Here is a 12,907-nt window from a genome sequence, read left to right as displayed (position 1 = left end):
TCTACAGCCCTCCTGCCGCCTGCTCGCGCAGCGCGCGGGCGTGCTGCTCCAGCGACAACAACTCGCCGAAGGTGGCGAAGTACTCGTCCTTGTTGTTGACCGGGTTGATCCGCTGGATCCGCGACTTGAGGTCCCGGATGCGGGCGGTGACCGAGCCCCACTGGAGGCGGGCCATGGTGATCGAGACGTACCTCGGGTCGGGCTCCCCGTCGATTCGCAGCGGCTCCACGGCCAGCTCACCGACGAGGGCCTGGGCTGCCAGGTCGACACAGGCGTCCCGGACCGACTCGATCCACACCGCGCCACCGGCCGCCGAGGCGGCACCGCCGGCCTCCGTCACCGCCTCCCGGACCACCACGTGCACCGGGTGCCGGTAGTCGCTCGCCTCGACCGCGTCGAACATCGGCCCGGCCAGCGCCGGCTCCTGGAGGGCGAGCTTGAGGGCTTCCCGCTCGACCATCGACTGCGGACTGTCCACCGCCGGGTCGGGGCGGGCGGAACGCGTCGGCGTATCCGCCGGACGTCCCGAGGCGGCGGCCAGCACCGCGCGCTGGACCGGCTCGATCTCCATGCCGAGGTCACCGGCGAGCTTGCGGACGTACTCGGGACGCTTTTCCTGGTCCTTGAGCTTGGCCACCAGCGGGGCCGCCCGGCGCATCGCCTCCACCCGACCGTCCACGGTGTCCAGGTCGAAGCGGTTGAGCATGTGCCGCAGCGCGAAGTCGACGAGCGGCTCGCGGCGGGCCACCAGGTCGCGTACGGCCAGGTCGCCCTTTGCCAGGCGCAGCTCGCACGGGTCCATGTTGTCCGGGCTGACCGCGATGAAGGTCCGTCCGACGAACCGCTGGTCGTCCTCGAAGGCCCGCAGCGCGGCCTTCTGCCCGGCGGCGTCCCCGTCGAAGGTGAAGATGATCTCGCCGGCCACCGCGTCGGTGTCCAGCAGCAGCCGGCGCAGTACGCCGATGTGGTCGGCGCCGAACGCGGTGCCGCAGGTCGCCACGGCGGTCGGCACGTCGGCCAGGTGGCAGGCCATCACGTCGGTGTACCCCTCGACCACCACCACCCGGCCCTGCTTGGCGATCTCCCGCTTGGCTTGGTCGATGCCGTAGAGCACGTGCGACTTCTTGTAGATCGGCGTCTCGGGGGTGTTCAGGTACTTCGGGCCGTCGTCGTCCTCGAAGAGCTTGCGGGCGCCGAAGCCGATCACGTCGCCGGTGAGGTCGCGGATCGGCCAGAGCAGCCGACGCCGGAAGCGGTCGATCAGGCTGCCCGAGCGGGCCGGTCGGGACAGCCCGGCGGTGACCAGCTCGTCGTGGGTGAACCCGCGCTGGCGCAGGTGCTTGGTGAGCGGGTCCCAGCCCTCCGGAGCGAAACCGCAGCCGTACCGCTCGGCGGCGGCCCGGTCGAACCCCCGCTCGGCCAGGAACTCCCGGGCGGTCCGCGCCCCGGCGGTGGTGAGCTGCCCGGTGTAGAACTCCACGGCGGCGGCGTGCGCGGCGACGAGCCGCTGCCGCTGGCCCTGCTGCGGGCGGGCGCGCGGGGCGGACCGGTCGTCCTCGATATACCGCAGTTGCACGCCGGCCCGTTCGGCGAGCCGCTCCACCGACTCGACGAAACTGAGGTGCTCGGCGTCCATCAGGAACTTGATCGCGTCGCCGCCCGCGCCGCAGCCGAAGCAGTACCAGACGTTACGGGCGGGCGAGACGTTGAACGAGGGAGACTTCTCGTCGTGGAACGGGCAGAGCCCCTTGAGGTTGCCGCCGCCAGCCGACCGGAGCGTCACCGTGTCGGAGATGACCTCGGCGATCGACGTACGCTCGCGGACCAGCGCGATGTCCTCGTCCCGGATCCGCCCCGCCATGTCGGCCACCTCCTCGGGCTACATCCTGCCCTGCCCTACTGACGGTGTAAGGAAGGGCCCCCTACTAACGCCTGCGGTATAGCAGGGGTCCCCTCCTAACACCCACCAAGCGTCAGCGGGGACGACGACGCAGGTAGCGCCGGACCGTCGGCGGGTCCTCCTCGCCGTAGGAGCGGGCGGTGCGGACGGCGGCGGCCAGGCCGGACCGCCGAGGGCGGCTCGGTGGCTTGAGCAGCGGATCGTCGGACATGTCCTTGACCAGCGAGGCGGCCAGCCCGAGCATCACCAGCACGAACGGCAACGCGATCATGATGGTGGCCTGTTGGAGCGCGTCGAGCCCACCGGCGAGCAGCAGCACCGCCGCGACCGCGCCGATCAGCACACCCCAGGAGACCACCAGCACCCGGTGCGGCCGGAGCGCGCCCCGCGAGGTCAGCGAGCCGAGCACCAGCGAGGCCGAGTCGGCGCTGGTGACGAAGTACAGCCCGACGAGTACCACGGCCAGCACGCTGGTCAGCGCCGCCAGGGGCAGCGCGTCGAGCAACCCGAACAGCGCCTGCTCGGTGCTGGCGGCGACGTCGGCCACCAGGTCACGAGTGCCGGTGGTCTGGATCCGCAGCGCGCTGCCGCCCATGATCGCGAACCAGACGGCGCTGGCGCCGCTGGGCACCAGCAGGACGCCGATCACGAACTGCCGGACCGTGCGGCCCCGGGAGATCCGGGCGATGAAGGTACCGACGAACGGTGCCCAGGAGATCCACCACGCCCAGTAGAAGATGGTCCAGCCACCGAGCCACGACGGGTCCGAGAAGGCTCCGGTACGCGTGGACATGACGATCAGGTCGTCCAGATAGTTGCCGATCGAGGCGGGCAGCACCTCCAGCGTGTAGATGGTCGGACCGACCACGAACACGAACAGCATCAGCGCCAGGGCCAGCAGCACGTTGGTGGTGGAGAGCCACTTGATGCCCTTGTGCAGGCCGGTGAAGGCGGAGATCACGAAGGCCAGGGTGAGCGCGGCGATCACCACCAGTTCCACGGCGGTGCTGTCCGGGATGCCGACGACCAGGTCGAGGCCGGCGGCGATCTGGAGTGCGCCGAGGCCGAGGCTGGTGGCCGAGCCGAAGACGGTGGCGAAGACAGCCAGCAGGTCGATCGAGCGGCCCAGAACCCCGTCGGCCCGGTCGCCGATCAGCGGCCGGAACGCCGCCGAGATGCTGTTCTGCCGGCCCTTGCGGAACGTCGAGTACGCCAACGCCAGCGCCACCACCGCATAGATCGCCCAGGGGTGCAGCGTCCAGTGGAACAGCGTGTACTGCATGGCCGCCCCGGCGGCCGCCTCGGTCTGCGGTTCGACGCCGCTGGCCGGTGGCGGGGTGGTGAAGTGCTGGATGGGCTCGGCGACGGCGAAGAAGACCAGGCCGATGCCCATGCCGGCGCTGAACATCATGGCGATCCAGGCGAGCGTGCTGAACTCCGGCTCGTCGTCGTCCTTGCCGAGCCGTAACCGGCCGAACCGGGACACCGCCAGCACCACCGCGAGCACCAGGAAGGCGTTGGCGGCGACCACGAAGAACCAGCCGAACGTGCTGGTCACCCAGGCCAGGCCGGATTCGCCGAAGCTGGCCAGTGAGTCGCTCGCGAGCACGCCCCAGACCACCACGGCCAGCACTCCGCCGATGCTGAGCCCGAGCACTATCCGGTCGATCTCACCGGACGTCCGATCGGGCCGCTGCGGTACCTCGTCACTCATGGTCACCCCGAACCAATCCTCCGGTTCCCGCGCCGCCACGTGCCGTAATCAGCACGAATCACCCTGGCGGGACCAGGGGATCAGCGGCACGCAGTGGCCGCCGACGGGGACGGGAACGTCACGGAGGGTTCGGGCACCTCGAACCCAATTGGATCATGACGTTAACAGGGTTCGAGGGAAAGGGCTCGTCAAGCCATTGATCAACCGACCGGAGCGGGGACCGGAGCCTGCTCGTCGAGATCGGCCTGACGGTTCCAGTCGGGCTTGCTGGCCCGCCAGCCCTCGTCGTCCAGGCCCCGCCGCCAGTAGCCGGAGATGGAGAGCGCGTCGCGCGGCACACCCCGCTCCACCCGCAACAGCTTGCGCAACTGGCGGACGAAACCCGCCTCGCCGTGCACGAACGCCTGCACCGCACCGGGCGGAAAGTCCAGCCCGCGTACGGCGTCGACAAGCGCCTCGCCCACCGGCCGGGCACCCCGGTGCAGCCAGGTCACCGCCACCGCGCCGGGGCTGGGCAGCGGCTGCTCGTCGAGCGGGCCGTCCACCTCGACGAAGACGTACGCCGGCGCGCCGGCCGGCAGCCGGGCCAGCGACGCGGCGATAGCCGGCATCGCGCTCTCGTCACCGACCAGCAGGTGCCAGTCCGCCTCCGGGCTCGGCGCGTACGCCCCGCCGGGGCCGACGAACAGCACCTCGTCGCCGGGGCGCAGCGCGGCGGCCCACGGCCCGCCGAGGCCCTCGTCGCCGTGGTGCACCACGTCCACGGTCATCTCCCCGGTCGCCGCGTCCCAGTTCCGGACCGTGTACGCCCGCAGCCGGGGGTAGTGCTCCCGGGGCAGCTCGCGCCGGATCGCGGCGAGGTCCATCGGGCGCGGGTAGTCGACCCCGTCGACCGGGAACACGATCTTGATGTAGGTGTCGGTGTACTCGCCGAGCGGCAGCCCGACCAGTTCCTCCCCACCCAGCACCAGCCGGATCACGTGCGCGGTGGGCCGCTCGGTGCGCAGCACGCGGGCGGTGGTGACCTTGATCGGGCGCTCCGTCATCTGGTTAGGCTAACCTAACTCGCCCGGGGGTCGTCCACCCCGGTGCCCGATCCCCGCCCCCGACCGTCCCCGACTGCCCCGACGGCACGCGACGGCACGCGACGGGGTGTGACGTTAGTAGGGGTCCCTTCCTATACACCAGGCGTTAGCAGGGGACCCTTCCTTGCACCGCACCCCCTTGCACCGCACCCCCCTTGCACCGCACCCCCTTACATCCGCGCCCCGGTCGGTCAGGTGCCGAGTAGGCGGGTGTGCCAGGAGAGTGCGGCCGGGTCGGTCAGCGAGGCCACCTGGTCGACGACCACCCGCAACCGGGCGGCGTCGTCCGGCGCGGCCCGCCACGACGGCGCGAACACCGGGTCGAGCAGATCCGGTGCCCGCCGCGCCAGCACCGCCACCAGGTCGGTCAGGATCTCCCGTTGCCGCTGGTACCGTGCCGCCGCGCCGGGGCGGCGCATCACGTACCGCAGCGCGATGCCCTTGAGCAGCGCACACCGGGCCCGCAACGGCCGGGGTACGACGAGGTCGGCCTCGTACCGGCGGTGCGGCCCGGGCCCGTACCGGTCGGTGGTGGCCGCCACCGCGGTCGCCACGAACCGGCCGGTCAGCACGCTGGTGGTGGCCTTGAGCGCGGCCTGCGCCCGGTGACTGCCGTCGTACCCGGCCAGCGGGGCGAACACCGGATCGGCCAGCAGGTCCAGCAGCGCCTGCCCCAGGTAGTCGGGCGACTCGGCCGAGTAGACGGCGGCCACGTCGGCGCAGAGCCCGGCCCTCTCGTCGGCGTCGGCCCGCAGCGGCTCCAGGGTGAGGTACCCGCCGTGGATGCCGTCCTCGACGTCGTGCACCGAGTACGCCACGTCGTCGGCCCAGTCCATCACCTGCGCCTCCAGGCAGCGCCGCTCGCCGGCCGGGCTCCCCTCCCGCAGCCAGTGGAAGACCGGCAGGTCGTCGGCGTACACCCCGAACTTGCGCCGGCCGGGTCGGCGGGTCCACGGGTACTTGCCGACGGCGTCCAGCGCGGCGCGGGTCAGGTTCAGTCCGGCCGAGGTGCCGTCGGCGGCGTACACCTTGGCCTCCAGACGGGTGAGCACCCGCAACGTCTGCGCGTTGCCCTCGAAGCCACCGCAGTCGGCGGCGACCACGTCCAGCGCCGCCTCGCCGTTGTGGCCGAACGGCGGGTGCCCCAGGTCGTGGGCGAGCCCGGCGGTGTCCACCACGTCCGGGTCGCAGCCCAGCCGCGCGCCCATCTCGCGGGCGATCTGCGCCACCTCCAGCGAGTGGGTCAGCCGGGTACGCAGGAAATCGTCGGTGCCGGCCGTGTGCACCTGGGTCTTGGTGGCGAGCCGCCGGAAGGCCGCCGAGTGCAGCACCCGGGCCCGGTCCCGCTCGTACGGCGACCGGCCGTGGCCGGCGTCCTTGGCCGGCTCGGCCACCCAGCGCGCCTCGGCGCCGTCAGGGTTCAATCCGCCGCCTGCCGCAGCACGCAGAACTCGTTGCCCTCCGGGTCGGCGAGCACCGTCCAGTCGTCGCCGTCCTGGCCGACGTCGACGTGCCGCGCCCCCATGTCGACCAGCCGCTCCACCTCGGCCTCCCGGTCGGCCGGGCGCAGGTCGAGGTGCAGCCGGTTCTTGCCCTCCTTGACCCCGCCTGCGCGCACGAAGAGCAGACCGGGCAGCCGGTCGGCGGACTCGCGGATCTCCACCTCGTGCGGCAGCTCGCGCACCACCTGGTAACCGAGCGCCTCGGCCCACCAGCGGGCCAGCCGCCCCGGGTCGCGCGCGTCCACGGTCAGATGCGTCCAGACGCTGGTCATGCCGGCACCGCCGCCCGGCCGTCGGCACGACTCCCCAGCAGTGCGGTACGCGATTCCATCCGGCCACCCTTCGCGACGACGGTCCACGGGCGAGCCCAGGTTACGCCCGGTCGGCGGGTGCGGCCCGGCCACGACGTGCCCCTGTCGTGGTCACATCCCCCGATCAGTCGAGAGTTGCCGACCGATTGCCGACGGTCACGGGATCGCCTAACTTGACGCCGACAGGTAGCGTCGCCACTGCGGAACGTCACTTGTTGAGGCGGAGACACGACCGGTGGGAGAGACACGCTCGTGAACGCGGAAACGATGATGGGCACCGAGTTGCGCGGGCTGCGTCGCCGTCGCCCCGAGATCGCCGGTGTGGTCCTCGCCGGCATGGACGGCCTGCTGATCTCCAGCGACCTGCCCACGACCGATGCCACCCACCTCGCCGCCCTGGCCGCCGCCAGCTTCGGCCTCGGCCACCGGATGGCCACCACCGTCCGACGGGGTGAGTTCCACGAGTCCGTGGTGCACACCGCCGCCGGCTGTGTGGTCACCTATCCCGCCGGCCGCGACGCCCTGCTGACCCTGGTCGCCGAGCCGGGCGCGGATCTGGTCGCACTGCGCGAGGAGGCCCGGGGCCTGGTCGACCGGACCGGTGCCGCGCTCGCCGCCCGACACCGCCCGACGTTGCCGACGCAGCGCCCCGATCCGCACGCCCCGTTGGCGGTACGCACCCCGATGGCCACCCTGCCCAGCCGGCGCCCGCACCGCGACCCGTACATCACCTGGCGTCGCCCGCCGATGTGAACCCGGCACCACCGTCCGACGGCACCGGGCCGGTGCCGGGCCGGCGGACCGCCAGTCCACCGGCCCGTCCGCGTCACCGGCTGTCCGAACCCGCCGTGACCACCGCGGCCCGCCCCGCCTCCAGCCGGGCGACCGGCACCCGGAACGGCGAGCAGGAGACGTAGTCCAGCCCGACCGAGTGGAAGAAGTGCACCGAGTCCGGATCCCCGCCGTGCTCGCCGCAGACCCCGAGTTTCAGCCCGGGGCGGGCGGCCCGTCCCTCCTCGGCGGCGATTCGCACCAGCCGGCCGATCCCGTCCGCGTCGATGGACTCGAACGGTGAGATCCCGAAGATGCCCAGCTCCAGGTAGCGCCAGAAGAAGGCACCCTCGACGTCGTCGCGGGAGAACCCCCAGCCCATCTGGGTCAGGTCGTTGGTGCCGAAGGAGAAGAACTCGGCCGCCTCGGCGATCTGCCCGGCGGTCAGCGCCGCCCGGGGCACCTCGATCATCGTGCCGATCAGCACCTCGACGTCGCTGCCGCCGACCACCTCGCCGATGATCCGCTCTGCCTCCGCGCGTACCGTCTCCAGCTCCTGCACGGCCCCGACCAGCGGCACCATGATCTCGGGGCAGGAGCGTACGCCCTGCCGGGTGCACTCCACCGCCGCCTCGGTGATCGCCCGTACCTGCATCGCGAACAGGCCGGGGATCACCAGGCCGAGGCGTACGCCGCGCAGCCCCAGCATCGGGTTCTCCTCGTGCATCCGGCGGACGGCGGCCAGCAGCGCCTCCTCCTTGGCGACGTCCTCGCCGCGTTCCTGGGCGACCGCCACGTCGACCGCGAGCTGTTCCAGCGGGGGCAGGAACTCGTGCAGCGGCGGGTCGATCAGCCGGACGGTGACCGGTTGCCCGTCCATCTCCCGGAAGATCTCCACGAAGTCCGCCCGCTGCAACGGCAGCAGCGCGGCCAGCGCCTGCTCCCGCTCCTCCGCCTCCCGCGCCAGGATGAGCCGTTCGACCAGCTCACGCCGGTCGCCGAGGAACATGTGCTCGGTGCGGCAGAGCCCGATGCCCTCGGCACCGAAGCGCCGGGCCCGGGCGGCGTCGACGGCGGTGTCGGCGTTGGTGCGTACCGCCAGCCGCCGCGCGGCGTCGGCGTGCGACATGATCCGGTGTACGGCCCGGACCAGCGCGTCGTCCGTGCTCTCCGGGTCGAGTTCGCCCTCGAAGTACTGCACCACCTCGGACGGCGTGGCCGGTACCTCGCCCAGGTACACCGTGCCGGTGGTGCCGTCGATGGAGACCACGTCGCCCTCGGTGACCGTCTGCCCGGCCACGGTGAATCGCCGGCCGGGCACGTCGATGTCCAGCTCGTCGGCGCCGGAGACGCAGGTCTTGCCCATCCCCCGGGCCACCACGGCGGCGTGGCTGGTCTTGCCGCCACGCGAGGTCAGGATGCCGCGCGCGGCGATCATGCCGTTCAGATCGTCCGGGTTGGTCTCCCGACGGACCAGGATCACGTCCTGGCCCTCGCCGGCCAACTCCACGGCGCGGGCCGAGGTGAAGACGACCTTGCCGACGGCGGCACCCGGCGAGGCGCCGATGCCGGTGGCGACCGGCTGGAACCCGTGGTCGAGCTGGAAACGCGGGAACATGAGCTGGGCCAGTTGGGCGCCGTTGACCCGGTGCAGCGCCTCGTCGAGGTCGATCAGGCCCTCGTCGACGAGCTGACCGGCGATGACGAACGCGGCGGCGGCGGTCCGCTTCCCGACCCGGGTCTGCAACATCCAGAGCTTGCCGTGCTCGATGGTGAACTCGATGTCGCACAGATCCCGGTAGTGCCGCTCCAGCCGGGCCATGTAGTCGAGCAGTTCGTCGTAGGACGTGCGGTCGATCCGTTCCAGCTCCTGCAACGGCACGGTGTTGCGGATGCCGGCGACGACGTCCTCACCCTGGGCGTTGGCCAGGTAGTCGCCGTAGATGCCCTGCGCGCCGCTGGCCGGGTCGCGGGTGAAGGCGACGCCGGTGCCGGAGTCCGGCCCGAGGTTGCCGAAGACCATCGCCACCACGTTGACGGCGGTGCCGAGGTCGGCCGGGATGCGTTCCTGCCGCCGGTAGACCACCGCCCGCTCCGCGTTCCACGAGTCGAAGACCGCCCGGATGGCCAGGTCGAGCTGCTCGCGCGGCTCCTGCGGGAAGTCCCGACCGGTGTGCTTCCGGAAGATCTTCTTGTACGTGTCGACGAGTCCCCGCAGGTCGTCCGCGTCCAGGTCGAGGTCGTCGGTGGTGTTCCGGGCCCGCTTGGCCTCGTCGAGCGCCTGCTCGAACTCCTCCCCCGGCACCTCGCAGACGGTCTTGCCGAACATCTGGATCAGCCGCCGGTAGGAGTCCCAGGCGAACCTGTCGCTGCCGCCGGAGGCGGCCGGGCTGCCGCCGGATACGGTCGGACCGGCGCTGCCGCCGGATACGGTCGGACCGGCGCTGCCGTTGGAGGCGGCCGGGCCGGTGGAGGCGCCGGCCTGCCGGGCCAGGCCCACCACCGAGCGGTCGTTGAGCCCGACGTTGAGGACGGTCTCCATCATCCCGGGCATGGAGAACTTCGCCCCGGACCGCACCGAGACCAGCAGCGGGTCGTCCGGGTCGCCGAGCCGCCGGCCCATCCCCTGCTCCAGGGAATCCAGGTGGCGCGCGATCTGGTCGGCCAGTCCGTCGGGCTCCGCCCCGGTGGCGAGGTACGCCTGGCATGCCTCGGTGGTGATGGTGAAGCCGGGCGGGACCGGCAGGCCGAGGTTGGTCATCTCGGCCAGATTGGCACCCTTGCCGCCGAGCAGGTCCTTGAGGTCCTTGTTGCCCTCGGCGAAGTCGTAGACGTACTTGTGTTCGACCGTTTCCTGCGTCACCAAAGCCTCCCACGCGCCCGGATTGACACTTAACGAGAGTTCAGTTTCCGAGTACCCCGGGATCGACCACTGGTAATCCGGGGGACTTTTCCGATCGGTGGGCGAAGGCTAAGCGAACTTCGCGAGCCTCGGGACCATTCGGTGACAATGGGCACAGCAATCACGACCGCACGCGTTCGTCACGGTCTTTGGGAACGTTTCCACGTGCACGAATACGCAATGGCCGACCTCCCCGTACTCTTGACGGCACGCAGCGTCACGCTCGCACCATTGCCAGAACCGCCGCGACTACACCCCTCGGAGCCGTCGTCGTGTCCACACCCCCCGCCACCGCCCCCGTACCGCCCGAGAGCACCGGCCCGGCCGGCGTACCCGCCGCGCGGACCGGCGGCACGACGGACCGCACGCCACCCACCGCGCCGGAGACCACCGCCGTCGGCGCGGTCGCCGCTCGGGAGGTCGCCGCCGTCGACCCGGTCGGCGGGGCGGTACGCACCACCGGGGAGCTGGCGGAGACGGCCGCACGGGAGGCGGCGGCGCAGCTCGCCCGGCCCGCGCCGGTCCGGCTCGACGACGTGGTCCCGGCCCCGGAACGGGTCACCCCGGACGCCACCGCCGACCACCCGCTCACCGCCGACACGGTGATCCGGGTCAGCGCCGAACCCGCCGCCCTGGCCGTCGCCGAGCAACTCGCCGCGCTGTTGCGCCCCGCCACCGGGTACCCGTTGCCGGTGACCGACACCACCGCGCCCACTCCGGCCGGCGGCATCGCCCTCGTCCTGACCGGCGACCCCGACCTCGGCGCGGAGGGCTACCGGCTCGACGTCACCCGCGACGGCGTACGACTCACCGCCTGCACCGCCGCCGGTCTGCACCACGGAGTCCAGACGCTGCGCCAACTGCTGCCCGCCGACATCGAGAGCCCCACCCCGGTGGCCCGACGCTGGGTGCTGCCCGGCGGATCGATCCTCGACCGGCCGCGCTTCCCGCACCGGGGCGTCATGCTCGACGTGGCCCGGCACTTCTTCGGCGTACCCGACGTGCTGCGGGTGATCGACCACCTGGCCCGGTACAAGCTCAACCGGCTGCACCTGCACCTCACCGACGACCAGGGCTGGCGGATCGCCGTCGACTCCTGGCCTGGGCTGAGCACCGTCGGCGGGGCGACCGAGGTCGGTGGCGGGCCGGGCGGGTACTACACCCAGGCCGACTACCGCCGGATCGTGACGTACGCCGCAGCCCGGCACATCACCGTCATCCCCGAGATCGACCTGCCCGGGCACACCAACGCCGTGCTGGCCGCCTACCCGGAACTCGCCCCGGACCGGACCGCCCCGCCGCCGTACACCGGCACCGAGGTCGGGTTCAGCTACGTCGACCCGGCACACGAGCGGACGTACGACTTCGTCGCCGACGTGCTCGGCGAACTCGCCGCTCTCACCCCCGGACGGTGGCTGCACATCGGCGGCGACGAGGCGTTCAAGGTGCCCGCCGACGTCTACGCCGCGTTCGTCGAGCGGGTGCAGCGGATCGTCGCCGGGCTCGGCAAGACGGTGGTCGGATGGCACCAGATCGCCCCGGCCGGGCACGTCGACGGGCGGATCCTGCAGTGGTGGGGCACGAACGGCGACGACCCGCAGACCGCCGACGCGGTCCGTCGGGGCGCCCGCCTGATCCTCTCCCCCGGCAACCACGCATACCTGGACATGAAGTACGCCCCGGACACGCCGATCGGACACGACTGGGCCGGCCTCGTCGACGTGCGCCGGGCGTACGAGTGGGACCCCGCCACCCACCTGACCGGCGTACCGGCCGAAGCCGTGCTCGGGGTGGAGGCGCCGCTCTGGACCGAATCGGTGACGAACCTCGCCGAGATCGAGTTCATGCTGCTGCCCCGCCTGCCCGCCATCGCCGAGCTGGCCTGGTCACCCCGCCGTACCCACGACTGGGACGCATTCCGTCGACGACTGGCCGGGCATGGCCCGCGCTGGACCCGGGCCGCCATCACCTTCCACCGCGCACCCGAGATCCCCTGGCCGACCGACGCCGACATCCCCGCCCCCCGCCTTCCAGATGTAAGGAAGGGTCCCCTGCTAACGCCTCGTGCATAGCAGGGGACCCCTCCTAACACCGCGCCTCAGGCGTGGGCGGGTGCGCGCGGAACAGGCAGTGCCGAGGTCTCGGCGACGGGGCGCTCCAGGCGCGAGGTGCTGCCCGGTTCGACCATTAAGTCCGACTAATCCGATAATATTCATGCACGCTTGACCGATTTGCACCATTCGCGGGGTGGTCCCGGCCACCCCGATCGCGGAATCATCGGCCCGGGCCGGGGGTTGTACATGGCATGACCGCGACGCCTCCCCCGGCGCCGCCCCCCGGGACCGGGTCGGAATGACCCCGCACCCCCCGGCGTTACACCTGGCTCGGACGTCGTGAGCGGCCCCCGGCCCCCGACGGTTCCGATCGCACTTCCCCCCTTTCGCACGGCCCCGGCACACCCCCTACGTGGGCCGCGCGCACCCCCGAACGAAAGGTGCAGACATCATGCGTACCGCTATCTTCCGCAAGGCTGCCCTGACCGCTGCCGGCCTCGCCTTCACCGGCGGCGCCATCGCCGGCCCCATCACCACCGCGTACGCCGCACCGGCCGGCCCGCCCGCCGCCGCCGTGCAGGCCGACCGCAAGGGCAACAGCGAGCGTCAGCTCGACGTCCGCTACGAAGCCCAGCCCAACTTCTACTACTGCGGCCCCGCCGCCGCCC

Annotated in this window: 8 protein-coding genes and 1 pseudogene; 3 read left to right on the top strand and 6 right to left on the bottom strand. The window is 72.1% G+C overall.

From position 1 onward, the window contains the following. Position 1: 1 nt before the first annotated feature. The 5 genes from dnaG to ABT008_RS22975 all read right to left on the bottom strand — a co-directional run bounded on the left by dnaG (position 2) and on the right by ABT008_RS22975 (position 6,473). On the bottom strand, positions 2–1,861 hold the full coding sequence (gene dnaG, locus ABT008_RS22995; protein ID WP_350698291.1) for a DNA primase: 1,860 nt from the start codon (positions 1,859–1,861) through the stop codon (positions 2–4). Positions 1,862–1,973: 112 nt separating this feature from the next. Beyond that, a complete protein-coding gene (locus ABT008_RS22990) occupies positions 1,974–3,614 on the bottom strand; it encodes a BCCT family transporter (RefSeq protein ID WP_350698289.1) in 1,641 nt (546 codons plus the stop codon). Between the two features lie 200 nt (positions 3,615–3,814). Continuing rightward, the gene (locus tag ABT008_RS22985; RefSeq protein ID WP_350698288.1) at positions 3,815–4,660 is read right to left on the bottom strand and encodes a siderophore-interacting protein; all 846 of its coding nucleotides are present in this window, start codon (positions 4,658–4,660) and stop codon (positions 3,815–3,817) included. A gap of 230 nt (positions 4,661–4,890) precedes the next feature. Next, entirely contained in the window at positions 4,891–6,123 is a 1,233-nt protein-coding gene (locus ABT008_RS22980; RefSeq protein WP_350698286.1) for a deoxyguanosinetriphosphate triphosphohydrolase, read from the bottom strand. Continuing rightward, on the bottom strand, positions 6,120–6,473 hold the full coding sequence (locus ABT008_RS22975) for a VOC family protein (RefSeq protein ID WP_350698285.1): 354 nt from the start codon (positions 6,471–6,473) through the stop codon (positions 6,120–6,122). Before ABT008_RS22975 ends, ABT008_RS22980 begins: the two co-directional genes overlap by 4 nt. A 291-nt stretch (positions 6,474–6,764) precedes the next feature. Here ABT008_RS22975 and ABT008_RS22970 point away from each other — a divergent pair, with 291 nt between their 5' ends. Further along, positions 6,765–7,265, top strand: a complete 501-nt coding sequence (locus tag ABT008_RS22970; protein ID WP_350698284.1) for a roadblock/LC7 domain-containing protein — start codon at positions 6,765–6,767, stop codon at positions 7,263–7,265. Between the two features lie 73 nt (positions 7,266–7,338). On the opposite strand, the gene ppdK is transcribed toward ABT008_RS22970, so the two are convergent. Beyond that, positions 7,339–10,044 carry a pyruvate, phosphate dikinase gene (gene ppdK / locus ABT008_RS22965; RefSeq protein ID WP_502890493.1) on the bottom strand — a complete coding sequence of 902 codons (2,706 nt, stop codon included), beginning with the start codon at positions 10,042–10,044 and terminating at the stop codon, positions 7,339–7,341. Positions 10,045–10,457: 413 nt separating this feature from the next. Between ppdK and ABT008_RS22960 the strand changes: the two genes are divergently transcribed. Both ABT008_RS22960 and ABT008_RS22955 read left to right on the top strand, forming a co-directional pair. Continuing rightward, the gene (locus ABT008_RS22960; RefSeq protein ID WP_350698282.1) at positions 10,458–12,257 is read left to right on the top strand and encodes a beta-N-acetylhexosaminidase; all 1,800 of its coding nucleotides are present in this window, start codon (positions 10,458–10,460) and stop codon (positions 12,255–12,257) included. Positions 12,258–12,690: 433 nt separating this feature from the next. Continuing rightward, positions 12,691–12,907: pseudogene (locus tag ABT008_RS22955) on the top strand (C39 family peptidase); the annotation flags it as partial.

The organism is Micromonospora sp. NPDC002389 (assembly GCF_040296095.1).
GTDB lineage: Bacteria > Actinomycetota > Actinomycetes > Mycobacteriales > Micromonosporaceae > Micromonospora.
This window is presented reverse-complemented; position numbering and strand designations above follow the sequence as displayed.

Excerpts from the sequence above, each read along its gene's own strand:
- dnaG (WP_350698291.1), bottom strand. The coding sequence starts at position 1,861 with ATGGCGGGGCGGATCCGGGACGAGGACATCGCGCTGGTCCGCGAGCGT.
- ABT008_RS22990 (WP_350698289.1), bottom strand. The coding sequence starts at position 3,614 with ATGAGTGACGAGGTACCGCAGCGGCCCGATCGGACGTCCGGTGAGATC.
- ABT008_RS22985 (WP_350698288.1), bottom strand. The coding sequence starts at position 4,660 with ATGACGGAGCGCCCGATCAAGGTCACCACCGCCCGCGTGCTGCGCACC.
- ABT008_RS22975 (WP_350698285.1), bottom strand. The coding sequence starts at position 6,473 with ATGACCAGCGTCTGGACGCATCTGACCGTGGACGCGCGCGACCCGGGG.
- ppdK (WP_502890493.1), bottom strand. The coding sequence starts at position 10,044 with ATGACCAACCTCGGCCTGCCGGTCCCGCCCGGCTTCACCATCACCACC.